General features: G+C 62.6%; 21 protein-coding genes. 13 read left to right on the forward strand and 8 right to left on the reverse strand.

Annotation, left to right across the window (positions count from 1 at the left end; translation table 11 throughout):
• Positions 1 to 13 precede the first annotated feature (13 nt).
• From ilvC to JY500_RS06860, 3 genes are all read left to right on the forward strand, one after another.
• Positions 14 to 1030, forward strand: a complete 1017-nt coding sequence (gene ilvC / locus JY500_RS06850; protein ID WP_172203821.1) for a ketol-acid reductoisomerase — start codon at positions 14 to 16, stop codon at positions 1028 to 1030.
• 182 nt (positions 1031 to 1212) lie between these two features.
• Entirely contained in the window at positions 1213 to 1977 is a 765-nt protein-coding gene (gene pssA / locus JY500_RS06855) for a CDP-diacylglycerol--serine O-phosphatidyltransferase (RefSeq protein WP_206255676.1), read from the forward strand.
• A 67-nt stretch (positions 1978 to 2044) separates the two neighbouring features.
• Complete coding sequence (locus tag JY500_RS06860) at positions 2045 to 3589, forward strand: 2-isopropylmalate synthase (protein ID WP_206255677.1); 1545 nt, start codon at positions 2045 to 2047, stop codon at positions 3587 to 3589.
• Positions 3590 to 3621: 32 nt separating this feature from the next.
• On the opposite strand, the gene JY500_RS06865 is transcribed toward JY500_RS06860, so the two are convergent.
• Together JY500_RS06865 and wrbA are read right to left on the reverse strand one after the other, a co-directional pair.
• A complete protein-coding gene (locus JY500_RS06865) occupies positions 3622 to 3987 on the reverse strand; it encodes a DUF2069 domain-containing protein (protein ID WP_206255679.1) in 366 nt (121 codons plus the stop codon).
• Positions 3984 to 4586 carry an NAD(P)H:quinone oxidoreductase gene (gene wrbA, locus JY500_RS06870; RefSeq protein ID WP_206255681.1) on the reverse strand — a complete coding sequence of 201 codons (603 nt, stop codon included), beginning with the start codon at positions 4584 to 4586 and terminating at the stop codon, positions 3984 to 3986. Before wrbA ends, JY500_RS06865 begins: the two co-directional genes overlap by 4 nt.
• A 60-nt stretch (positions 4587 to 4646) precedes the next feature.
• Here wrbA and JY500_RS06875 point away from each other — a divergent pair, with 60 nt between their 5' ends.
• Entirely contained in the window at positions 4647 to 5843 is a 1197-nt protein-coding gene (locus tag JY500_RS06875; protein ID WP_206255682.1) for a YihY family inner membrane protein, read from the forward strand.
• Here JY500_RS06875 and JY500_RS06880 read toward each other — a convergent pair.
• On the reverse strand, positions 5831 to 7315 hold the full coding sequence (locus JY500_RS06880) for a hypothetical protein (RefSeq protein WP_206255684.1): 1485 nt from the start codon (positions 7313 to 7315) through the stop codon (positions 5831 to 5833). The genes JY500_RS06875 and JY500_RS06880 overlap by 13 nt on opposite strands.
• A gap of 182 nt (positions 7316 to 7497) precedes the next feature.
• Here JY500_RS06880 and rpsP point away from each other — a divergent pair, with 182 nt between their 5' ends.
• The 6 genes from rpsP to erpA all read left to right on the forward strand — a co-directional run bounded on the left by rpsP (position 7498) and on the right by erpA (position 11149).
• On the forward strand, positions 7498 to 7746 hold the full coding sequence (gene rpsP / locus JY500_RS06885; protein WP_172203807.1) for a 30S ribosomal protein S16: 249 nt from the start codon (positions 7498 to 7500) through the stop codon (positions 7744 to 7746).
• Positions 7747 to 7769: 23 nt separating this feature from the next.
• Positions 7770 to 8276: a ribosome maturation factor RimM gene (rimM, locus tag JY500_RS06890; RefSeq protein WP_172203805.1), complete on the forward strand. Its 507-nt coding sequence runs from the start codon at positions 7770 to 7772 to the stop codon at positions 8274 to 8276.
• Positions 8258 to 9082, forward strand: a complete 825-nt coding sequence (gene trmD, locus JY500_RS06895) for a tRNA (guanosine(37)-N1)-methyltransferase TrmD (protein ID WP_206255686.1) — start codon at positions 8258 to 8260, stop codon at positions 9080 to 9082. The genes rimM and trmD overlap by 19 nt, the downstream gene beginning before the upstream one ends.
• A 76-nt stretch (positions 9083 to 9158) precedes the next feature.
• On the forward strand, positions 9159 to 9539 hold the full coding sequence (gene rplS / locus JY500_RS06900) for a 50S ribosomal protein L19 (RefSeq protein WP_172203801.1): 381 nt from the start codon (positions 9159 to 9161) through the stop codon (positions 9537 to 9539).
• A gap of 104 nt (positions 9540 to 9643) precedes the next feature.
• Positions 9644 to 10672 carry an N-acetyl-gamma-glutamyl-phosphate reductase gene (gene argC / locus JY500_RS06905; protein ID WP_206255688.1) on the forward strand — a complete coding sequence of 343 codons (1029 nt, stop codon included), beginning with the start codon at positions 9644 to 9646 and terminating at the stop codon, positions 10670 to 10672.
• A gap of 126 nt (positions 10673 to 10798) precedes the next feature.
• Positions 10799 to 11149 carry an iron-sulfur cluster insertion protein ErpA gene (erpA, locus tag JY500_RS06910; RefSeq protein WP_172203797.1) on the forward strand — a complete coding sequence of 117 codons (351 nt, stop codon included), beginning with the start codon at positions 10799 to 10801 and terminating at the stop codon, positions 11147 to 11149.
• Between the two features lie 225 nt (positions 11150 to 11374).
• Here erpA and folE2 read toward each other — a convergent pair whose 3' ends face one another.
• From folE2 to JY500_RS06930, 4 genes are all read right to left on the reverse strand, one after another.
• Positions 11375 to 12202 carry a GTP cyclohydrolase FolE2 gene (gene folE2 / locus JY500_RS06915; RefSeq protein WP_172203795.1) on the reverse strand — a complete coding sequence of 276 codons (828 nt, stop codon included), beginning with the start codon at positions 12200 to 12202 and terminating at the stop codon, positions 11375 to 11377.
• Positions 12203 to 12345: 143 nt separating this feature from the next.
• Positions 12346 to 14223: a 1-deoxy-D-xylulose-5-phosphate synthase gene (dxs, locus tag JY500_RS06920; protein WP_206255689.1), complete on the reverse strand. Its 1878-nt coding sequence runs from the start codon at positions 14221 to 14223 to the stop codon at positions 12346 to 12348.
• A 33-nt stretch (positions 14224 to 14256) separates the two neighbouring features.
• Positions 14257 to 15150, reverse strand: coding sequence for a polyprenyl synthetase family protein (locus JY500_RS06925; RefSeq protein ID WP_206255691.1), 894 nt, complete (start codon positions 15148 to 15150; stop codon positions 14257 to 14259).
• On the reverse strand, positions 15147 to 15383 hold the full coding sequence (locus JY500_RS06930; protein ID WP_172203789.1) for an exodeoxyribonuclease VII small subunit: 237 nt from the start codon (positions 15381 to 15383) through the stop codon (positions 15147 to 15149). Before JY500_RS06930 ends, JY500_RS06925 begins: the two co-directional genes overlap by 4 nt.
• Before the next feature lie 151 nt (positions 15384 to 15534).
• On the opposite strand from JY500_RS06930, the gene JY500_RS06935 reads away from it, so the two are divergent.
• Entirely contained in the window at positions 15535 to 16632 is a 1098-nt protein-coding gene (locus JY500_RS06935; RefSeq protein WP_216661985.1) for an aromatic ring-hydroxylating oxygenase subunit alpha, read from the forward strand.
• A gap of 72 nt (positions 16633 to 16704) precedes the next feature.
• On the opposite strand, the gene JY500_RS06940 is transcribed toward JY500_RS06935, so the two are convergent.
• The gene (locus JY500_RS06940) at positions 16705 to 18540 is read right to left on the reverse strand and encodes a TolC family outer membrane protein (protein WP_206255693.1); all 1836 of its coding nucleotides are present in this window, start codon (positions 18538 to 18540) and stop codon (positions 16705 to 16707) included.
• 267 nt (positions 18541 to 18807) lie between these two features.
• Between JY500_RS06940 and JY500_RS06945 the strand changes: the two genes are divergently transcribed.
• Positions 18808 to 19497: a transglutaminase-like cysteine peptidase gene (locus tag JY500_RS06945; RefSeq protein WP_246479817.1), complete on the forward strand. Its 690-nt coding sequence runs from the start codon at positions 18808 to 18810 to the stop codon at positions 19495 to 19497.
• 9 nt (positions 19498 to 19506) lie between these two features.
• Positions 19507 to 21453 (forward strand): bifunctional diguanylate cyclase/phosphodiesterase, encoded by a 1947-nt coding sequence (locus JY500_RS06950; protein WP_206255694.1) that lies wholly within the window; start codon positions 19507 to 19509, stop codon positions 21451 to 21453.
• The last annotated feature ends 84 nt before the right edge of the window (positions 21454 to 21537 follow it).

Genomic DNA, 21537 nt, shown 5'->3' on the forward strand with positions numbered 1-21537 from the left:
TCAAGGAAATACCATGAAGGTTTACTACGACAAGGACGCCGACCTCTCGCTGATCAAGGGCAAGCAGGTCACCATCGTTGGCTATGGCTCGCAAGGCCACGCGCACGCGCAGAACCTGCGCGATTCGGGCGTCAATGTGACGGTCGGTCTGCGCAAGAACGGCGCCTCGTGGGCCAAGGCTGCTGGCGCAGGGCTGAAGGTTGCCGAAGTGGCGGATGCAGTCAAGAGCGCGGATCTGGTCATGATCCTGCTGCCGGACGAGAACATCCCCGAGGTTTATAAGAACGACGTTGAGCCGAACATCAAGCAGGGCGCTACGCTGGCCTTCGCGCACGGCTTCAACGTGCACTACAACCAGGTCGTGCCGCGTGCTGATCTGGATGTGATCATGGTTGCGCCGAAGGGCCCGGGCCACACCGTGCGCTCCGAGTACCTCAAGGGTGGCGGCGTTCCGTCGCTGATCGCGGTGCATCAGGACAAGTCGGGCAAGGCGCGCGATATCGCCCTGTCCTACGCTGCAGCCAATGGCGGCACCAAGGGCGGTGTGATCGAGACCAACTTCCGCGAAGAGACCGAAACCGATCTCTTCGGCGAGCAGGCCGTGCTGTGCGGCGGCGCCGTTGAACTCGTGAAGATGGGCTTCGAGACCCTGGTTGAGGCTGGCTATGCGCCGGAGATGGCCTACTTCGAGTGCCTGCACGAGCTCAAGCTGATCGTCGACCTGATGTACGAAGGCGGCATCGCCAACATGAACTACTCGATCTCGAACAATGCCGAGTACGGCGAGTACGTGACCGGGCCGGAAGTCATCAACGCCCAGTCGCGTGAAGCGATGCGCAATGCGCTCAAGCGCATCCAGACCGGCGAATACGCGAAGATGTTCATCCTCGAAGGCAAGACCAACTACCCGTCGATGACCGCACGTCGTCGCCTCAACGCTGTGCACCCGATCGAAACCGTCGGTGGCCAGCTGCGCGACATGATGCCGTGGATCAAGGCGAACAAGCTGGTTGATCAGTCGAAGAACTGATTGATCTGACGCTTGCGAGACGGCCACCTGCGGGTGGCCGTTTTCATTTTGGCGCACCAGCGCCGTGGATTGCAGTGGAAGCGCTCTGGTACCATCGGGCGCTTGTCCATTTGAGGGCAGCGAGTGTTTGTGGTGGCAGATTTGCCTGCAAGATGCTGCTGTTCCGACCGATCAGAACCCGCATGACCAAGTTGCGCCCACCCCGCCTGATGCCACGCGATACCCTGATTCGCCGCCGCGGCATCTACATCCTTCCCAATCTGTTTACGACTGGTGCGCTGTTCGCGGGTTTTTACGCCATCGTTCAGGCGATGAACGGGCGTTTCGAGAACGCGGCAGTCGCGATATTCGTGGCGATGGTGCTCGATGGGCTCGATGGTCGGGTTGCGCGCCTGACGCACACGCAGAGCGAGTTTGGCGCCGAATACGATTCTCTGTCCGACATGGTGTCGTTCGGCGTCGCGCCGTCGCTGGTGATGTACGAGTGGGCGCTGAAGGATTTGGGCAAACTGGGCTGGATTGCCGCGTTCGTCTATTGCGCGGGCGCGGCGCTCCGTCTGGCGCGCTTCAATACGAATATCGACGTCGTGGATAAGCGCTATTTTCAGGGGTTACCGTCGCCTGCCGCGGCGGCGCTGGTTGCCGGATTCGTCTGGATCATGATCGGTCATTCGATCGATTCAAGCGAAATCCGCTGGATCGCCTGCGTTGTGACCATCTTTGCGGGCCTGACGATGGTCAGCAACGTGAAGTTCTGGAGCGGCAAGGACATCAACCTTCGGCGCTCAGTCCCGTTTGCGGTGGTGCTCGCCATGGTCGGCGTCTTCCTGGCGATCTCCAGCTATCCGGAAGGCGTGCTTTTCGGCTTGTTCGTCGCGTATGCCTTGTCGGGCTATGTGATGGCGGCCTGGCGCTTGGTACGCCGTAAGCCTCTGGCGGCAAAGTGATTTGAATGCGTGGTCCGGCTGAGCGGCCGGCGACTGTTGGGCTGAGCTTGGCCCGGGAGAGGATGCAATGAAGGATCGTCTGGTTATTTTCGATACGACGCTGCGCGATGGCGAGCAGAGCCCCGGCGCGGCGATGACGCGTGATGAGAAGTTGCGTATCGCGCGTCAGCTTGAGCGCCTCAAGGTGGACGTCATCGAGGCCGGCTTTGCTGCCGCAAGCCCGGGCGATGCCGAGGCGATTCGCGCCATTGCCGAGGTCATCAAGGATTCCACCGTCTGTTCGCTGGCGCGAGCCAACGAGCGCGACGTCCGAGCTGCCGGCGAGGCGATACGTCCGGCGGCGCGCGGCCGCATTCACACCTTCATTGCCACCAGCCCGATCCACATGGAAAAGAAGCTGCGCATGCAGCCCGACCAGGTGGTCGAAGCGGCTGTCGCGGCGGTGAAGCTGGCGCTCCAATACACGGACGATGTTGAATTCTCGGCCGAGGATGCTGTTCGCTCCGAAATGGACTTCCTGGTGCGTATTTTCGACGCCGTCATCAAAGCCGGCGCCAAGACGATCAACGTGCCCGATACGGTTGGTTACGCCGTCCCGGCCCTGTGGGGGGATCGTTTCCGATCCCTGATCGAGCGTGTGCCTGGCGCCGACAAAGTGATCTGGTCGACGCACTGCCACAACGATCTGGGCATGGCCGTCGCGAACTCGCTCGCCGCTGTTCAGGCCGGTGCGCGCCAGGTCGAGTGCACGATCAATGGCCTCGGCGAACGGGCTGGTAACGCCTCGCTCGAGGAGGTGGTGATGGCGGTGCGGACGCGCCCCGACGTGTTTGCCGTCGAGACGGGCATCGATGCGAGCCAGATCGTGGCGTGCTCTAAGCTGGTGTCGACGATTACCGGCTACCCGGTTCAGCCGAACAAGGCGATCGTCGGCGCGAATGCGTTCTCGCATGAGTCCGGCATCCATCAGGATGGCGTACTCAAGCATCGCGAAACCTACGAGATCATGCGGCCGGAGGATGTGGGCTGGACGACGAACCGACTGACGCTGGGTAAGCTCTCGGGGCGCAACGCCTTCCGCAAGCGGCTTGAGGAACTGGGCATCGTCATCGAATCGGAAGAGCAGCTGAATCATGCCTTCGCACGCTTCAAGGATCTTGCCGACAAGAAGAGCGAGATCTTCGACGAAGACTTGCAGGCCTTGATGTCTGATGAGGCGCAAGAGCTCGAACGGGAGCACTACAAGCTGGTGTCGGCGCGCTTCCATTCGGAGACTGGCGAAACGCCGACTGCAGCGCTGACCCTTGCGGTGGATGGGCAGGAAGTGAAGTCCGAATCCGAAGGTAGCGGGCCGGTCGATGCCGCGTTCCGGGCGATCGAGGCGGTTGCCAAGAGCGGCGCGACGCTGCAGCTCTACTCGGTCAATGCAATCACGACCGGCACGGACGCCCAAGGCGAAGTCACCGTTCGGTTGTCGCGCGAAAGCCGTGTGGTCAACGGCCAGGGGGCCGATACCGACATCATCATCGCGTCGGCGAAAGCCTATCTCAATGCACTGAACAAGCTGCAGGCCGGTTCTGAGAAGTTGAACCCGCAAGCCGAAACGGTGTGACTGACAATCGGGCGCCGTTGGCGCCCGATTGCTTAGGGAGTGCTGGCGCCTTTGCTCCGTGAAGGCGCGCTGTAGTGGGAGTACGCTGCGCAACTTGCGAACAGCGCCACTGACAGCGCGGTTTCGAGCGCGGCGAGCCAGGCCGACAAGCCACGATCGCTGCTTGCCCTCACCACGCCCTCGGTGAAGTAGAGCCAGATCATCAGGGTCGTCCACTGGAACGTATAGCGACGGCCGTGAAGCATCCCGCGCAGCGGGAATAGCAGCGGCAGCACCTTCAGCACCAGCCAGGAACCGCCTGGCCGCAGTGGAGCGAGCCAGAGCTCCCAGGCGACGCTAAGTGCGATCAGGCTGAGCAGCAGGGCGACGCTTAACCATTGCAGGCGCCGGATGTTCATCGCGCGACTCCGGCGAGGCGCGCCGCGACATCCGCCAATCGACGTCCCTGTGCGAAAGCGAGGCGGCGCTCGGCGTCCGACAGACGCGCGTCGCCTTGTGGTCCCGAGACATGACTCGCGCCGTAGGGTGACCCGCCACTCTGCGTGCTGTGCAGATCACCTTCGGTGTAGGGAAGGCCCAGCACAAGTGCGCCATGGTGAAGCAGCGGAAGCATCATCGACAGCAAGGTGGTCTCCTGTCCGCCGTGCAACGTGCCGGTGGACGTGAATACGCAGGCGGGTTTGCCTGCAAGCGCGCCCGACAGCCATTGTGCGGACGTGCCATCGAGAAAATACTTCATCGGTGCGGCCATGTTGCCGAAGCGCGTCGGGCTACCCAGCGCGAGTCCGATGCAATCTTCAAGATCGGAATGCTCCGCGTAGGGCGGGCCGTTTTCCGGAATCGCAGCCTCAGGCGTTTCGATGTTGCTGCTGACCCGTGGTACGGTGCGCAGCCGGGCCGCGACAATGCCAGTGGAATCAATGCCGAGTGCGATCTGTTCGGCGATTGCGCGCACCGAGCCTCGATGGCTGTAGTAGAGAACCAGGATTTCTTTCATCGGAGATGGGTCGATAGAATGCGGGCGGATTATACGCAGGGCAGGGAGTGGGGCCGCTGGATGGAGGAAGTTCGCCGATTTCTCGAACTGCTGATTGAGCGCTTCAAGGAAGTGCGCGGCTCGTTGGTCGCAAGCAGTCTGACCTTTACGACGCTGTTGTCGCTGGTGCCTCTGGTTGCCGTGAGCTTTACGGTGATGGGGCAGTTGCCAATGTTTGCGCAGCTCGGCACCACCCTGAAAGTTTTCCTCCTCACCAACCTCCTGCCCGACAAGGCAGGAAAGGTGATTGCCACCTACGCGGTTCAGTTCTCGCAAAAGGCGAGCGATCTCACGCTTTTTGGTGGTGTCGCCCTGATTGCCACTGCCGTGTTGCTGTTGATGACGATCGACCGCTCGTTCAACGCAATCTGGCAGGTCAAGCGGCCGCGCCCGGTGTGGAATCGGATCGCCCTGTTCTGGCTTGCAATCACCTTCGGACCTGTCGTGTTGGCGGCGAGCATAGCTGCAACCACGTATGCGGTGACGGCGTCCCTTGGCGCGGTTGATGAGCCGGTCTGGCTACGCAGCATGGTGTTGCGCCTGATGCCGGTGCTGCTGTTTTCGGCGCTCTTCGCCTACCTGTTTTTCGCGATGCCGAACCGCCGGATCAATCCACGGCACGCGATCGTTGGCGGCGCGTTCGCGGGCGTCGGTATCGTGCTGTTGCAGCGCTTGCTTGGCGTCTACTTCGCCCGCTTCCCGAGCTATACGCTGTTGTACGGCACGTTCTCGGCGATACCGATCTTCCTTGTCTGGCTTTACTCGACATGGCTGGTGATTCTGGTGGGTGCCATGGTTACGGCGGTGATTCCCGATTTTCTCGCGCGCCGCAGAGTGCTGCCGCCAACGGTTGCGGGCCGCTTCTACGCGAGCACACGGCTACTTGCTGCACTCGAGCAGGCGCAGCGGGCGGGCGTGCTGTCTACGCTCTCTGAGCTTGCTGCCGCGTCGCGACAGCGGATCGAAGAGACCGACGCGATGCTCGAATCAATGCGCGAAGCTGGTTGGGTCTGCGAGAGTGACGACGGCGGCTGGCTGCTGGTCGGAGCCGCCGGTACCGTCAGCTCAGGGCAGCTCTTCAGCCGCTTTGTGTTGTCCGCCGCCGATGTGGCGCGGCTGGCTAGTGGCGATCAGTCTGGTGCTGCGCAGTCGGCACAGCAGATGGCGGCCGCTCTTGCGCGCGCGCTTGATCGACCGAGCACGGATCAGATTGGATAGGGGTCGATCTCGAACTGGAACAGTTCGATGTTGGCGGTCTGCATGTCAAGGCTGAGCAGCCGGCCTTGAGCAATGTAGATGCGGTCAAGGTCCGACACCAGCGCGAATCGCCGCGAGGTGTAAGTGCCGGTTGGGGCGAGGATGGCCGGATGGTGGCGCAGTGCGGGCATCGCCGGCAGTACCAGTGCTCGCACCATTTTGCTTGGACGCTCCCGCGCGCCGCGGAAGCCGACCGTCACCGGCGTAGCGCCCGTCGAGACGATCTGCAGGCCAAGCTCGATCTGCGACGGGTTCTCGCTGCGAATCCAGCGCACCACGCACACACTCCACGGCTGCTCATCGTCACGTCTGAGCGCCACGGCCGTGCCGGCTGCCAAGCCCGCTGCGACGCCTGCCACATGCATGATTGCAAAGCCACCCGGGCTTTCGTTGATGACCTGCCATTCCTGTACCGCGCCGTCACGCCGTGGCGTATCGCCGCGCATGATGTCCCAGATCGCAGGGATCCCGGTACATGCCTGAACCGTGTACTGCGTCTTGCGGCGCGGCTGCTCGCGTTTGACGGGAATCGCCCATTCGCTGCGCAGTCGCTGCAGCAGTGACAGGGGTTGCACCCCCACTGCAACGCGGGGCAGGTTCAGTTCAAACGGTTGTTGGCCCGCCTCCAAGCGTGCGAGGTGTTCGGCCACCCGCTTTGCGAGCGCGGTCGGCGATGCAAAAACCAACTGTTGCCCCGCAGGCGGTGCGCGACGAACCACAGCCTGGGGCCCGTCGTCGCTCACTGCTGCAATCCAATACCAACCGTTATCCGGGGCCGCAGGTGCTTTGAGCTCGAGCTGCAGCAGCGTTGCTACTCGATTCAGGTACTCGCAGATCCAGCCGATCTCCGCTTGCGAGAAGCGTTCGAGTTGCAGCGTTCCGAGCGAGACCAGTCGTTTGAACGCAAATTGCGCACTTTCGCCACTGGCGTCGGTCGGCACCGGTTCGTCGCCGGCGGCCGATATCAGCGAAACCGACAGCGGCCAGAGCTCTGCGACATGCATGCCACCGGAGAGCCCGGCAATTTCCCATGCCTCGCTCAGCATACGCAGGCCTCGTGCGGCCAGCGTTTCAATCAGCCGCGGTTGCGGCCGAATCGCGCCACTGCGAACGTGACCGGCCACCTGCAGGAATCCGCCGGCGATTGCGCACATCGCTTCGACCACTTGGCGGGCGGTGGTGTGCAAATTGCGATCCAGCGGTAGCCCGGCTTCACATAGCCGCGGTTTGAGCTCACTCCCGGCCCGCAGCGCGCGCCCGTAAAACAATTCGATGCAGCGATGAAACTGCGTCGGCGCTACGCCCGGCGTCGCCAGCTGGTCAAGCTGCCGGCGAATCTGCACCGCCTCGTCGGCCAGATCCGCAGACGGTTGCGTGGCGAGCCAGTCCAGGATCGCTGAGGTGCTACCGGATTCGGCGGTGGTCGAGGTCATTGCGGGGCGGTCAGGTTAAGTCCCGCTATTCTATTAGCGAATCCTGAAAGTTCGTCGACCCTTGTGAGGGTCGCAGAGCTGCCGCGGTCGGCTGGAAGCTCCACGTACGGCTGTCCTTGCAGAGTTTGCGTGGATCTGGTATTTTGGCGAGCTTTTCTGCACACCGCATACAGGATTTCGACATGGTTGTGATTCGCCTTGCCCGGGGCGGCGCCAAGAAGCGCCCGTTCTTCAATATCGTTGCAACCGACTCGCGTAGCCGTCGTGACGGCCGCTTTATCGAGCGCGTTGGCTTCTACAACCCGATGGCCAGCGAATCCGAAAAGGGTCTGGTCGTTAACGCCGAGCGCCTTGCCTACTGGCAGAGCAACGGCGCGCTGCTGTCGCCGACCGTTGAGCGTCTGGTCAAGGGCGCAAAGGTCTCGGCCTGATTGATTCGCTGGAGCGGGCGCCGATGATAGTGCTCGGTCGCGTCGCGGACCCGTTCAGCATTCAGGGTTGGGTCAAGGTTCATGCCTTCGGGGATGATCCGATCTCTTGGCGCACGATGCCGCAGTGGTGGCTGTGCGCGGATCCTGATGCGCCAGAATCAGCTTGGCAGCCGTACCGCCTTCGTGGTTGCAAGGCGCACGGCAAAGGAATAGTCGCGGCGTTCGTTGGTGTGGCAGACCGCACGGCAGCTGAAAAGCTGGTGGGCCTGTACATCGCCGCGCCGCGTGAAGCACTACCCGCAACCGGACTGGACGAGTATTACTGGGCTGACCTGATCGGCTTGGCGGTCGAGAATACCGCTGGTGTCGCGTTGGGTTCGGTCAGTGGCTTGCTGAGCACCGGGGCGCATGATGTGCTTCAGGTGCAGGACGGCGACACGGAGCGGTTGATTCCGTTCGTCGGCGCCTATGTGCTGGACGTGAATCTTGCCGAAAAGCGGATTCGCGTGGATTGGGAAGCCGATTGGTGATCTCGACCGCGCAGCGCCCTCGCCATTACGGTGTGGTGACGCTGTTTCCGGAGATGTTCTCTGCGCTGACCGGAAGCGGTATCACGCGGCGGGCGATTGATCGGGGATTGTGGCAGCTGGATTGCTGGAATCCGCGTGACTACGCGTTCGATAATCACCGCACGGTGGATGACCGCCCCTACGGTGGTGGCCCCGGGATGGTGATGCTGGGGGATCCACTTCAGGCTGCAATCGAGGCCGCCAAGTCCGCCCAGTGCGAACGAGTTGGTCGCGCTGGCAAGGTTGTGTACCTGTCGCCGCAAGGTCGTACGTTGAACCACGATCTGGTGCGCGAGTTGGTTGATGAGGATGCGCTGGTCTTGCTGTGTGGGCGTTACGAGGGCGTTGATCAACGTTTGATCGACCGCCATGTCGATCTGGAAGTGTCGATCGGCGACTTCGTGGTGTCAGGCGGTGAGTTGCCGGCGATGCTGCTGATTGATGCGCTGGTGCGGCATTTGCCCGGGGCGCTGAATGACGCGGCATCTGCGGTTGAGGACTCGTTCGTGGATGGTCTTTTGGACTGCCCGCATTACACCCGGCCGGAGATGTGGCAAGACGACCCGGTGCCTGAGGTCTTGTTGTCGGGTGACCATGCGCGGATTCGGCGCTGGCGTCTGAAGCAGGCGCTTGGGCGGACCGCTGAACGGCGGCCGGATCTGCTCCAGGCGCGCAGCTTGAGCAAGGAAGAAGTGCGACTGCTGGCTGAATACCGGCAGGAGCAGGCGGAAGCGCCAAAAACCGGGAATGGCAACGTTTCCGAATGAAGAAAGGCACGTACCAGGTGGCGACCTGCTCTGCGTGTGAGGCCACTGGCCATTGATCAATCTTAGGAGATACGCGATGAATCTGATTCAGCAACTGGAACAAGAAGAGATTGCCCGCCTTGGCAAGACGATCCCCGAGTTCGCCCCGGGCGATACCGTGGTCGTTCAAGTGAAGGTCAAGGAAGGTAACCGCGAGCGTCTGCAGGCTTACGAAGGCGTCGTCATCGCCAAGCGTAACCGCGGCCTGAACTCGGCTTTCATCGTCCGCAAGATTTCGTCGGGCGAAGGCGTCGAGCGTACGTTCCAGACCTACTCGCCGCTGGTTGCCGCGATCGAAGTCAAGCGTCGTGGTGACGTGCGCCGTGCCAAGTTGTACTACCTCCGCGATCGTTCGGGCAAGTCCGCACGTATCAAGGAAAAGCTGCCGACCCGCGCTGCCGCGAAGGCAGCCGAGTAATCGGTCGCCACGCAGCACTCGCTGTGTCGCACAACGCCCCGCGAGTCGGGGCGTTGTCATATCTGGCGCCTTAGAATGTCTCGTCGAATTACGGAGTTGGAACCATGATCAAGGTTGGGATTGTCGGCGGCACCGGTTACACCGGCGTCGAATTGCTCCGCTTGCTCGCGCAGCACCCGGATGTCGAACTTACGGCGATTACGTCGCGCTCCGAGGCGGGCATGCCGGTTGCCGACATGTTTCCGAGCCTGCGTCGCCGAGTGAATCTGGTTTTCCAGGACCCAGCAAGTGCCGGGCTGGATCAGTGCGATGTGGTGTTCTTTGCGACCCCACATGGCGTCGCGATGGCACAGTCGCCACAGTTGCTGGCGGCGGGCACCAAGGTGATCGATCTGGCGGCCGACTTCCGGCTTAAGTCGCTCGACGAGTTCAGCAAGTGGTACAAGATTCCGCACACCGCGCCAGACTTGTTGGAAGAGGCTGTATACGGCTTGCCGGAGCTGAATCGGAAGGCGATCGCCTCTGCGCGTGTGATCGCGAATCCGGGCTGTTATGCGACCGCGGTTCAGCTGGGTTTCCTGCCCCTGGTCGAGGCCGGCGTGGCCGATCTGGACCACCTGGTCGCGAATGCTGCATCCGGCGTGTCCGGCGCTGGCCGCAAGGCGGAAGTGGGGTCACTGTTTGCCGAAGCGAGCGACAACTTCAAGGCCTATGGCGTGGCCGGCCATCGCCATCTGCCTGAGATTTGCCAGGGCTTGGAGCAGGCCGCCGGTCGCAAGGTCGGGCTGACCTTCGTGCCGCATCTGCTGCCGCAGATCCGCGGCATTCTCGCAACGCTGTATGCACGTGTTAGTCCGGATATCGACGTACAGGCGCTTTATGAGAAGCGCTTTGCGGGGGAGCCTTTCGTCGATGTGATGCCCGCAGGCAGCACGCCGGACACCCGCTCGGTACGCGCTTCGAACATGGTGCGGATTGCGGTGCATCGCCCGCAGGGCGGCGATACGGTGGTCGTGCTGGTTGCCGAAGACAATCTGGTCAAGGGGGCTGCCGGTCAGGCGGTGCAGAACATGAACCTGATGTTCGGGCTTGAAGAAACGGCGGGCCTTACCCATATCCCGGTATTGCCCTGAACAATCGTCCGGTGCGGTAGAGCAACTGCAGCGGGTGGGGAACGCGGGGCTGTTTCACCGGTCGAACGGTTTGACGCCTCGCGCCCCAAAATCCATAATCAAACCCTTCTGAATCAGGAGTTTGCAATGACTACAGTGACTGAAGTGCCAGACTTCCTGGTCTTTACCGACAGTGCTGCCAGCAAGGTCAAGGAGTTGATCCTCGAAGAGGGCAATCCGGATCTCAAGCTGCGTGTGTTCGTCAGCGGCGGCGGTTGTTCGGGCTTCCAGTACGGCTTCACTTTCGACGAGATCACCAACGACGACGATACGGTGGTGACGAAGGAAGGCGTGACGCTTTTGATCGATCCGATGAGCTACCAGTACCTCACCGGCGCCGAGATCGACTACACGGAAGGTCTTGAGGGTGCTCAGTTCGTCATCAAGAACCCGAACGCCACCAGCACCTGTGGTTGCGGGTCGTCGTTCTCGGTCTGAGTTTTTCTGGGCGTAACGCCGCATCGCGTGGCGTTACGCTTGCTGGCCCCTTGGGCCGTAGGTTCGCCTGGTTCGGTGAGATCCCGCTCACGGTGCAATGCCGTGGCACGACAGGCTGGTCTGAAGTGAATCCGGTGGGTTTGCCTCGAACGAGGCTTTAGCGGGCGGCCTCGCGCGACACCGGCAGGCATTGCGGATCCCCGCGCCTGCCGGTTTGATTTGCGCTCAGGCGACGGCTGAAGTGCGCTTGTCGCGCTCGATCAGCGCATAGGCGCTGTGGTTGTGGATCGACTCGAAGTTCTCGCACTCCACGACATAGGCGTAGATTCGCGCCTCGGCGTTGAGGCGGCCAGCGACGTCACGCACCATGTCTTCGACGAACTTCGGGTTGTCGTAGGCGCGTTCGGTGACCCATTTTTCGTCTGGCCGCTTGAGCAGGCCGAACAGCTCGCATGAGGCTTCCGACTCGACGAGCTGGACGATCTCTTCGATCCAGACACGCTCTTTTGCGAAAGCGGTGACCGTGACGTGGGATCGCTGGTTGTGCGCGCCGCGCTCGGAAATCTTCTTCGAGCAGGGGCACAGGCTGGTGACCGGCACCAGTACCTTCATCGTGAACTCACACTCACCGCCCGGCTTGATCTCGCCCACGAAGGTGACTTCGTAGTCCATCAGGCTCTTCACGCCGGACACCGGCGCAGCCTTGTTGATGAAGAACGGGAAGGTCATCTCGATGTGGCCGGTCTCGGCTTCCAGTCGTTCGACCATTTCGCGCAGCATCGGCTCGAAGGACTCGACCGAGATCTCCTGGTCGTGACCGTTCAGGATCTCGATGAAGCGTGACATATGGGTGCCTTTGAAATTGTGCGGCAAACCCACATACATGCTGAACGTCGCGACCGTGTGCTGAACCCCGCCGCTGCGGTCGGCAACCTTGACCGGATGGCGGATCGACTTGATGCCAACCTTGTTGATTGCGAGCCGGCGGCGGTCTTCCGTGCTCTGAACGTCGGGCATCGGGGCGGCGACGTCGGGGGTGTTCTTGGTATCCATACGTCCTTTCCTGCCGGGCGCGCGTCGGATTGGCCGGGAGGAGGCGTGGTCCTGCGTGGGCTGGGTGTGCGCCCGGATTCTGGCTAGTTGGGGGCGGATGGCCCCCGAATCAAGGCGCCATCCTAACATTCCCGACTAAGTTACTAAACTATTGCGGCGATAGTTGCGAGCCGTGCGCGCACCCGCTCAATGATCTGCTCGGGGGTGAGGCCGATTTCAGTGAGCAGTTGGCCCTGGTCGCCGTGATCGACAAATCGATCCGGCAGGCCCAGGCGCATGTGCGGTATCGCAATGCCCATTTCTTCCAGCGCGCGGGAAACTTCCGAGCCGGCGCCCCCGATTACCGCGTTCTCTTCCAGTGTGACCAGTAATTCGTGGTTTGCGGCGACGTCGCGCAGCATGTCGAGGTCCAGCGGTTTGATGAAACGCATGTTGACGACACTTGCGTCCAGCGCCTCACCGGCTTTGAGCGCGGCCGACAGCAGGGTGCCGAAAGCGAGCAGGGCGACGCGCTTGCCGTCGCGACGACGCTCGGCTTTGCCGATCGGTAGCGTGGTCAGTGCCGCATCGGGCACGACACCGGTGCCGCTGCCGCGCGGATAACGGACGGCGGTCGGGCCGTCGTGGCGGTAGGCCGTGGTCAGCATCTTGCGGCACTCGTCCTCGTCCGCCGGTGCCATGATGACCATATTCGGTATGCAGGCAAGGAAGGAGAGGTCAAACGCGCCATGGTGGGTGGCGCCGTCGGCACCGACCAGACCGCCGCGGTCGATTGCGAGCATCACCGGCAGGTTCTGCAGCGCGATGTCATGGATCAGCTGATCATAGGCGCGCTGTAGGAAGGTCGAATAGATCGCGACGACGGGCTTGGCGCCTTCACAGGCGAGACCCGCAGCGAAGGTCAGCGCGTGCTGCTCGGCGATACCAACGTCGAAATAGCGATCGGGGTGCTCCTGTTCGAAACGCACCAGGCCGGAGCCTTCGCGCATCGCAGGGGTAATCGCCATCAGTTTCGGGTCCGCCTTGGCCATGTCGCACAGCCAGTCGCCGAATACCTGGGTGAACGTGAGCTTACCGGCGGCTTTGCCGGCGCCGGTTGCGATGCCCTCTGTCTGGTCGAACTTAGCGACACCGTGGTACAGGATCGGGTCGTTCTCGGCGAGCTTGTAGCCTTGGCCCTTGCGCGTGATGACATGCAGGAAGAGCGGACCCTTCAGGTCACGCAGGTTCTGCAGCATCGGCACCAGGGCGTCGAGATCGTGTCCGTCGATCGGGCCGAAGTAGCGGAAGCCGAATTCTTCAAACAGCGTGCCGGGCATCATCATGCCCTTCACGTGCTCTTCGGTGCGCCGCGCAAACTCAAAGACTGGTGGCGGTAACTGCTCCAGGAAGCGTTTGCCGATGTCGCGCGCGCCGTTGAAGATGCGGCCCGAAAGCAAGCGCGAAAGATGCTTGTTCAGCGCACCAACCGGCGGCGAGATCGACATCTCGTTGTCGTTCAGGATGACGAGTACATCGCTGTCCGCCACGCCGGCATTGTTGAGCGCTTCGAACGCCATGCCGGCGCTCATTGCGCCATCACCAATCACGGCGATCGCCTTGCGCGCCTCGCCGCTGCGCTGTGCCGCGATCGCCATGCCGAGTGCGGCGGAAATCGAGGTGGACGAGTGTGCGGTGCCGAAGGTGTCGTATTCGCTTTCGCAGCGGCGCGGGAAGCCGGAGATCCCTTGATAGAGCCGCAGCGTCGACATTGCCTTGCGGCGACCGGTGAGGATCTTGTGGCCGTAGGTCTGGTGGCCCACGTCCCAGACAATGCGGTCTGCCGGTGTGTTGAAGACGTAATGCAGCGCGATGGTCAGCTCGACCGTGCCAAGGTTGGACGAGAGATGTCCGCCCGTTTTGGATACCGAGTCGAGCAGAAAACTGCGCAATTCGTCGGCCAGCTGGGCAAGGTCCTTGCGTTCGAGCTGGCGCAGGTCGGCCGGGTGCTCGATGCGGTCAAGCAAGGGATAGGCGTTCATGTGTTACGAAGTCCCCAAATTCTTGTCGTGTCGTCAGAAGGAACGGTCCACGATGTAGTCGGTCAGCTGGGCTAGGCGACGGGCGCGTTCGCCGAACATGGCGAGGCTGGCGTGTGCGTCGCTGCGCAGGTCCGCGGCAAACCGTTTGGCCTCGCTCGACCCGAGCAGGGTCACGTAGGTCGGCTTGTTGTTGGCGGCATCCTTGCCGGCGGTTTTGCCCAGAGTGGTGGTGTCCGCTTCGGCGTCGAGGATGTCGTCTACGACCTGGAACAACAGGCCGATGGACTTGCCGAAACGATCGAGCGCCTGCAGTGCGTCAGGGGGAACGTCACCGCACAGCGCCCCGAGTTGGACCGAGGCGCGGATCAGCGCACCGGTCTTGTGAAGGTGCATGACTTCGAGCGATTCGCGATCCAGCGTCTGGCCGACCGATGCAAGGTCGATCGCCTGGCCGCCGGCCATGCCGCGCGAACCGGAAGCGCGTGCAAGCAGCTGCAGTGCTTCGAGTTGGCGACGGCTATCGTCGAACAGATCCGGTTCGGCGAGAACCAGGAAGGCTTGCGTCTGCAATGCGTCGCCAACCAGCAGCGCGGTCGCTTCGTCGTATTCGACGTGCACCGTTGGCTTGCCGCGACGCAGCACATCGTCGTCCATGCAGGGCATGTCGTCATGCACGAGCGAATAGGCATGGATCATTTCGACGGCACAGGCCGCATGATCCAGGGCGCGAGCGTTGGCGCCGGCGAGTTCGCCCGCCGCGTAGACGAGCATCGGGCGTACCCGTTTTCCGCCACCCAGCGTGGCGTATCGCATGGCGTCGTGCAGGCGCTGCGGCGCGATGCGTGCATCGGGCAGCAGGCGTTCCAGCGCGGCTTCGGTTTCGGCCTGGCGTTGCCGCATCCATGCGGCGAGCTGCGGATCGCTCATGACGCGTTGCTTTCGTCGCCGAAGGTTTCCAGGCGCCCGTTCTCAAGGATGCGGATACGATTCTCGGCCTCGCTCAGCGTACCCTCGCAGTAGCGGAGCAGCCGGGTGCCGCGTTCGAAATGCGCGAGCGCTTGTTCCAAAGGCAGATCGGGGGCTTCCATGGCGGCAACGATCGATTCAAGCTCGGTCATTGCGGCTTCGAAAGACTTGGGTTTGTCGCTGGTCTTTGCCATCGAGGATGTCTTGGCCGGAAGGCGTGGAGTTCCTTGGCGGGAGCGGTATCATGCCCGAGCCAAAGACCTTTTCGTAGGTTGTTGGTTTAATTATACTTTAACGCTTTTTGCTCGCCGGCCTTGCCGGCAGTGGAGGTTGGGGATACCCATTATGTCTCTGCGTGAACAGCTGGCACCGGCGGTGTCGCAATTGCCCGTGTCCTGGTATTTCGATGAAAAGGTCTTCGAGCTGGAGCAGCGCCTTATCTTCGATGCCGGCCCTGGCTACGTGGGGCATGAACGCATGGTCCCCGAAGTCGCTGATTATCGCTCGATCGAGTGGCTGGACCACGCGAAAATGCTGATCCGCAACAACGATGCGGTGTGGCTGATGTCGAACATCTGCCGTCATCGTCAGGCGATCATGCTGCAGGGCTCGGGCAAGGCGAACAACATCGTTTGCCCGATCCACCGCTGGACCTACGACAACGCGGGTGAGCTGATCGGGGCGCCGCACTTTCCGCAGAATCCGTGCCTTCATCTGAACAAGCAGAAGCTGGAGTCCTGGCACGGCTTGCTGTTCAAGGGGCCGCGCTCGCCAAACGTCGATTTGGCCGGCATGAAACTCGCCAGCGAGCTCAACTTCGACGGCTATGTGCTCGACCACGTCGAGATCCACGAGTGCAACTACAACTGGAAGACCTTCATCGAGGTCTACCTAGAGGATTACCACGTTGCGCCGTTCCACCCTGGCTTGGGCAACTTCGTTACTTGCGACGATCTGACCTGGCAGTTCGGCGACTGGTATTCGGTGCAACGCGTCGGCATTACCTCACTGGCGAAGGCGGGCTCGCCGAGCTATGCGAAGTGGCACAAGGCGGTGCTGGACTACTATGGCGGCGAGGTACCCAAGCACGGCGCCATCTGGCTCACCTACTACCCGAACATCATGGTCGAGTGGTATCCGCATGTCTTGGTGGTGAGCACCGTGATTCCGCGTGGCGTCGACAAGACCACGAACGTCGTGGAGTTCTACTACCCGGAAGAGATTGCCGCTTTCGAGCCGGAATTCATCAAAGCTGAGCAGGCCGCCTACATGGAGACCTGCATTGAAGATGACGAGATCGGTGAGCGGATGGACCGTGGCCGTCGCGCCTTGCTGGCGGAGGGGCGCAATGAAGTGGGCCCTTACCAGACGCCGATGGAAGATGGCATGCAGCACTTCCACGAGTTCTATCGTCGTGTGATGGGCGAAGCGCTGGGCGCGTGATTTCGGTGCGACGGATGCGCAAAAAGAAAAGGCCGCCAATTTGGCGGCCTTTTGTTCATGCAAGCGCGTAGCTCAGGGTTTCGGCTGCCCTTGAAGCTCGATGACAACGCGACGATCGGGGGCCAGGCAAGCCACGTACTCCGCGTTGTCGCGGTTCTTCGGATTGATCTGGTCACACTTCGCGAGCGGATCGCTGCTGCCCTTGCCGACCACTTCGAATTTTTCCGCCGGCAGACCCTTCTTGACCAGATAGTCGCGGACGGTAGCGGCACGGCGTTCTGACAGTTTGCGATTGAACTCGGGCGCCCCCAGGCGATCGGTGTAACCGGTTACCGTGATGCGGTCGATCTTGAAGCGGCTGGCGTCGCTGACGAACTTGTCGAGCGAGCCAGTTCCCTCCGGCCGTAGCGCATCGCTACGGTAATGGAAGAGGGCGTCGGCGCCTTGCTTGCTGGTCAGCGCTGCGGTGCGAGCGCGCTCGGCGAGCGCGTCGCTTCGAGCGGGTCGGTTTGCAAGGGCTGCCGCGGTATCGAGCGGCTTGGGAATCACGACGTCGGTTGCACAGGTGACTGCCGCGTCCTCGGCCGGTGCCTCGCGGCGATCTTCTTCCGGAGCTTCTTTCGCCAGCGGGGCGAGCTTCAGCGCCGGCAGCAGGCGGTGTGCTTGCGCAAGGAGCCGGTACTCGGCAACGATGGCATCGGTGCGCGCGCGGGTCAGCGAGCGGCGAGCCTCGAACAACTCGTTCTCGGTATCAAGCAGATCGAGCAAGGTGCGCTGTCCGATATCGAACTGCTGGCGATAGGCGTCGCGGGCCTTCTCGGTGGAGAGCGCGTGCTGCTCCATGTAGGCAATCTGTTCGCGCAGTGCACGCACATCGTTGTAGGCGATACCGGTCTGTTGTGCGACATCGCGGCAGGTTTTGTCGCGCAGATCGATTGCCTGGTAGTACAGCTCGGATGACTGCTTGACGCGCGCCTGATCGGAGCCGCCACGGAAGAGGTTGTAGTTGAGGACGACCTGCGCCTGCGTCGAATTGTAGTTGCCGGGCGCGCCGTCGAGGTTGCGGTCCCAGTTCTGCCCGACGCGCAGCTCTACGCTCGGCATGTAGCCTGCGCGACGCAGCTCGGTTTCGGCACGTGCAGCACGTAGTGCGGCGACCGCAGCCTGGAAGGAGGGGTTCGCGGCAACCGCGTCGGTGACCGGATTCGTACCCTGCGGCAAGGCGGTGCTGACATCGGGGAGCGAAGCGAGCGTCGCGCCGGGCATCTGGCCGACAATGCGGCGATAGCGTTCGGTGACGTCGTGCAGGTTCGAGGTTTCGGTCAACCAGTTGGACTGCGCGAGGGCCAGGCGGCCAGCGGCCTGCTCAAGGTCCACCCGCCGGCCGACACCGGCTTTGACGCGATCTTCGATCTGGCCGAATACCTCGCGGTGCGTGGCCCAGTTGTCGCGCGCAAGCTCCTCGAGCTTGCGATAGCGAAGCACATCGGCGTAGGCCTGGGCGGCCCCGAGCGCGACATCATCGGACGTGGCGAGCAACTCGTAGTAGCGTGCGAGCTTGCTGTAGCCGAGCCGTTTCACGTCGCTCGACGTGGCGAAACCATCGAACACCAACTGTCGCAGCGTGACGCTTGCGCCGGGGCGGTTGAACCAGCCGGTATCCACGCTCGGATAGTCGCGGCGTTCCTGGCCGGCAAAGGCCTCGACGTCCACGCGGGGAAACCAGTTGCCCCGCGCGGCACCCTGTTCGTTTTCGGCGGCCCGAAGCGCGTGGTAGCGCGCCATGACTTCGGGGTTCTTCATGATCGCCTGCTCGACGGCTTCCGGCAGGCTGTTCCCGGCAAAAGCGGGGCTGACAAAGGCTGTAGCGACGAGTGCGGCAAGAAGCGAATATTTCGCCAAACGCATGGGTGATTGTGTCCTGTCTGCAATGCAAAATCCCAGCGCCAGGGTGGCTGGACGGGATATGTCGCGCGGATTATTCACGTAAGATCAAGAAAAACAAAGGCTTGAAGGCGTTATCGTGCCGTATTTCACACATAGGCTCGCGGATTTAACGGGTGTTTGCGAAATTAGCGATTTCGCATCGCCGGCGGCGGTCAAGACTGCCGAACACCTGTCGATCATCCTTATTGATTTGCCTGTCTGAAGAAGATTGCGCCGAGCCGGTTTCTGGTGACTTCCGTTCGTATCAAATCCGCCTTCGCCTGCAGGGCTACCGCACGCTTGTGGGGTGCCTTGGCGTGCGTTGTGCTGGCGGCGAGCGCCATGCTCACGCTGGCGGACGACGCGTCGCTCATCGCCTTGGCCAAGCAGCGCTATGGTGCCGCGGCGGGCGCGCTGGTTCAGGAGTGGCGCGAGTTCATCGTGGCGCAGAAGGGCGTGCCGGAGGCTGATGCACTCAAGCGGGTCAACGACTTCTTCAATCGCCGGATCCGCTTTGCCGATGACGCTGAGATCTGGCGCCAGCCCGACTACTGGGCAACCCCGATCGAAATGATGGGCAAGGGCGCAGGCGACTGCGAGGACTACACCATTGCCAAGTATTTTTCGCTGCGCGAGCTGGGCGTGCCGGCCGCCAAGCTGCGGCTGATCTATGTGAAGGCACGGATCGGCGGCCCTGCCAGTTCGATCACGCAGGCTCACATGGTGCTCGGTTACTACGAGACGCCGGACGCGCAGCCGCTGGTGCTGGACAGCCTGATCGGCGAGATCCGACCTGCAGCACAGCGCCCGGATCTGGTGCCGGTATTCAGCTTCAACGCCGAGGGCGTATACGCCGGCGGCGCGGTCAGCTCGATCGAACGGCTGTCGCGATGGAAAGACCTGCAACTCAAAATGAAGGCCGAGGGCTACACGCCCTGAGGAGAAACGATGTCATTGCTCCGCCAACTCTGGATCACGGTGATTTTCGCGAGCCTGCTCGCCTGGCTTGGCAGCTTTGCTGTCAGCACCGTGACCGCGCGCAACTATCTCGAACAGCAGTTGCTGGCGCAGGGCGCCGATGCGGCGACCTCGCTTGCGCTGTCGATGACGCAGAACGCGAAGGACCCGGCGATGCGCGAATTGATGGTGACCGCGCTGTTCGATTCCGGCCATTTCGAGTTGGTGCGATTCAGCGACGTCGGCGGCGCAGTGAGCGTGGAGCGGCGCCAGCAGGTAGTGGAGACCGATGCGCCTGCGTGGTTCGTACACATGCTGCCGATCGAGGCCAAGCCCGGTGAGGCACTTGTCAGCGACGGTTGGAGCCAGGCCGGCAAGGTCACCGTGATCGCCCACAAACGCTTTGCCTACGATGCGCTGTGGCGCGGCACCTTGCAGCTGTTGGGAGTGATGCTGGTGATCGGCGCGCTGCTCGGTTGGGCCGTGACGCGGATGATTCGCTGGATCCGCCGGCCGATCAACGAGATGGTTCAGCAAGCCAAAGCGATCGGCGAGCGGCGCTTCGTCACGATGCCGGAGCCGAGGGTGGTGGAACTGCGCAGTGCAGTGCGCGCGCTGAATCTGATGGTCGAGCAGGTCAAGGCGATGTTTGCCGAGCAAGCCAACCGCATCGAGGATCTGCGCTCCGATGCCAACCGCGACAGCATGACAGCGCTTCCCAACCGCAGCTTCTTCAGTGGCCGCCTGCGCAGCGAGCTGGACGGTGACGATAGCGCGCCGAGCGGTGCGCTGGCGTTGGTTCGTTTGTCCGAGCTTGCCGAGGTCAACCGTCGGCTCGGCCGCGAACGCACCGACGCACTGATCCGCGCCACTGCCGACGTCCTGCGGGAAGTGGCTGGCGGGCGGGAGAGCCATGTCGTGGCACGCCTGAACGGCGCCGACTTCGCATGGCTGATGCCGGGCGCCGCCGCGACCGAGGCCGGCGAATGGGCCTCTACCGTAGCACGTGGCCTCGAAGCCCTGCACCGGCACGGCCATGCAGACCAGACGCCAGTGGCGCACATTGGCGTAGCCCGCTACAAGCGTGGCGATGAGTTGGGCACCGTGCTGGCGCGGGCCGATGCGGCCTTGATGGCAGCGGAGAGTGCCGGCCGCAGCGAGCCGGTGGTGAGCCTGGACGACGCGCCACTGGCCGCGCGCACCCATGACGAATGGCGCCAGTTGTTGAGTGACGCGCTGCGCGCCCGCGGCTTTGCGTTGGCGACCTTCCCGGTGCTGCATGTCGATGGTCGCGCCTGGCATGACGAAGCGATGATCCGCATGCGCGCGCCAGACGATGGCACGCCTTGGACCGCAGGCCAGTTCATGCCGGCGGCAGATCGTCTTGGCATGACCTGTGACCTCGATCTGCTTGCGGTTGAGCTGGCGCTGCAGCGGCTGCAGACGCACAGCGGTGCGATTGCGGTGAACCTGTCGCCCATCTCCTTGCAGGATTTGCGCTTCCGCGAAGGGCTGCAACGCCTGCTAGCCGGCGCCCCGGCCGCTGCGCGCCGGCTGTGGGTGGAAGTGGCCGAAGCGGGGCTCGATCAGGGGCTTGCTGGCCTCGCGGCGGTATCGCCGATCCTTGCGCAGTTCGGCGTCAAGCTCGGCATCGAGCACTTCGGTCGCCATTTCTCGGCGATTCCACGGCTCTACGCCCAGCGCGTTGACTACCTGAAAATCGACGGCACTTTTGTTGCAGGTATTGAGGACAACGCAGGCAACCAGCGATTGGTGAAGGCAATTGCCGACGTCGCGCGCGGCCTGGAGATCCAGGTGATCGCCGAGCGGGTGCACACCGATGCCGAATGGCACACCTTGGCCGAGCTCGGGGTCGCGGGCGTCACGGGGCCCGCGGCAAGCCGGCGTGCGAGTGCCGCGGCGGGGCGGTCGCAGTAAGCGGAAAAAGCAACGGGCAACGCCTTGGCGTTGCCCGTTGTCTCTTGAGCGGCCTCGTTGGGTTGAGGCGGTCAGGTTTCCAGC

Source organism: Niveibacterium microcysteis (assembly GCF_017161445.1).
Taxonomy (GTDB): domain Bacteria; phylum Pseudomonadota; class Gammaproteobacteria; order Burkholderiales; family Rhodocyclaceae; genus Niveibacterium; species Niveibacterium microcysteis.

Excerpts from the sequence above, each read along its gene's own strand:
- JY500_RS06880 (WP_206255684.1), bottom strand. The coding sequence starts at position 7,315 with ATGACCTCGACCACCGCCGAATCCGGTAGCACCTCAGCGATCCTGGAC.
- pssA (WP_206255676.1), top strand. The coding sequence starts at position 1,213 with ATGACCAAGTTGCGCCCACCCCGCCTGATGCCACGCGATACCCTGATT.
- ilvC (WP_172203821.1), top strand. The coding sequence starts at position 14 with ATGAAGGTTTACTACGACAAGGACGCCGACCTCTCGCTGATCAAGGGC.
- erpA (WP_172203797.1), top strand. The coding sequence starts at position 10,799 with ATGACTACAGTGACTGAAGTGCCAGACTTCCTGGTCTTTACCGACAGT.
- JY500_RS06865 (WP_206255679.1), bottom strand. The coding sequence starts at position 3,987 with ATGAACATCCGGCGCCTGCAATGGTTAAGCGTCGCCCTGCTGCTCAGC.
- JY500_RS06925 (WP_206255691.1), bottom strand. The coding sequence starts at position 15,150 with ATGAGCGATCCGCAGCTCGCCGCATGGATGCGGCAACGCCAGGCCGAA.
- JY500_RS06940 (WP_206255693.1), bottom strand. The coding sequence starts at position 18,540 with ATGCGTTTGGCGAAATATTCGCTTCTTGCCGCACTCGTCGCTACAGCC.
- rplS (WP_172203801.1), top strand. The coding sequence starts at position 9,159 with ATGAATCTGATTCAGCAACTGGAACAAGAAGAGATTGCCCGCCTTGGC.
- JY500_RS06950 (WP_206255694.1), top strand. The coding sequence starts at position 19,507 with ATGTCATTGCTCCGCCAACTCTGGATCACGGTGATTTTCGCGAGCCTG.
- JY500_RS06860 (WP_206255677.1), top strand. The coding sequence starts at position 2,045 with ATGAAGGATCGTCTGGTTATTTTCGATACGACGCTGCGCGATGGCGAG.
- folE2 (WP_172203795.1), bottom strand. The coding sequence starts at position 12,202 with ATGGATACCAAGAACACCCCCGACGTCGCCGCCCCGATGCCCGACGTT.
- dxs (WP_206255689.1), bottom strand. The coding sequence starts at position 14,223 with ATGAACGCCTATCCCTTGCTTGACCGCATCGAGCACCCGGCCGACCTG.
- argC (WP_206255688.1), top strand. The coding sequence starts at position 9,644 with ATGATCAAGGTTGGGATTGTCGGCGGCACCGGTTACACCGGCGTCGAA.
- rpsP (WP_172203807.1), top strand. The coding sequence starts at position 7,498 with ATGGTTGTGATTCGCCTTGCCCGGGGCGGCGCCAAGAAGCGCCCGTTC.
- JY500_RS06930 (WP_172203789.1), bottom strand. The coding sequence starts at position 15,383 with ATGGCAAAGACCAGCGACAAACCCAAGTCTTTCGAAGCCGCAATGACC.
- JY500_RS06875 (WP_206255682.1), top strand. The coding sequence starts at position 4,647 with ATGGAGGAAGTTCGCCGATTTCTCGAACTGCTGATTGAGCGCTTCAAG.
- rimM (WP_172203805.1), top strand. The coding sequence starts at position 7,770 with ATGATAGTGCTCGGTCGCGTCGCGGACCCGTTCAGCATTCAGGGTTGG.
- JY500_RS06935 (WP_216661985.1), top strand. The coding sequence starts at position 15,535 with ATGTCTCTGCGTGAACAGCTGGCACCGGCGGTGTCGCAATTGCCCGTG.
- wrbA (WP_206255681.1), bottom strand. The coding sequence starts at position 4,586 with ATGAAAGAAATCCTGGTTCTCTACTACAGCCATCGAGGCTCGGTGCGC.